At 33.7% G+C, this 599-nt stretch carries 2 protein-coding genes; both read left to right on the top strand.

All coding sequences use genetic code 11. The features are described 5' to 3' along the window. Window positions 1–112: 112 nt before the first annotated feature. Window positions 113–349: a DUF896 domain-containing protein gene (locus tag AC3G7N_RS21790; protein ID WP_089062702.1), complete on the top strand. Its 237-nt coding sequence runs from the start codon at window positions 113–115 to the stop codon at window positions 347–349. Between the two features lie 104 nt (window positions 350–453). Then, window positions 454–599 (top strand): thiamine pyrophosphate-binding protein (locus AC3G7N_RS21785; protein ID WP_489424215.1); only part of this gene is annotated, 146 nt, incomplete at its 3' end.

The following is a 599-nucleotide window of genomic DNA, read 5'->3' as shown; positions in this document are numbered from 1 at the left end:
CGAAGGTACCAAGAATACCATAACGCTTGAATTAACAAGAATAGAACGGTAATATTAAAAAGCAGGAACTAGTATAAGTTCGTGCTTTTTTATATGTTAGGGAGGTAATATTGTGATTTCAAAAGAAAAATTGGAACGTATTAATGCACTTTCAAAAAAAGCGAAAAATGAAGGGTTAACTGTAGAAGAGAAAAAAGAACAAAAAGGATTACGTGAAGAGTACCTAAGCAATGTTCGCTCATCTTTTAAAAATCAATTTAAAACAATGACAGTGAAGGATCCAGAAGGAAATGATGTAACCCCGCAAAAGGTAAAAGACCTGCAAAAGAATAATAAAAAGGATCAGTGAAATAATTAATAGATTAAATAAGCTAAAATGATACTTGTTCCGAGCTAGTTTTCATTATAGAATTGAATAGGTTATACAAGTTTCGACAAGGAAGGGGAATTTACGTGTCATCAAATGTAGAAGAACTATCAATAAATACCATTCGCACCCTGGCTATTGATGCTATTGAAAATGCTAATTCAGGCCATCCAGGTTTACCAATGGGGGCTGCTCCAATGGCTTACACACTATGGACAGACTTTATGAATCA

It is taken from the genome of Virgibacillus carmonensis (assembly GCF_057836705.1).
This window is presented reverse-complemented; position numbering and strand designations above follow the sequence as displayed.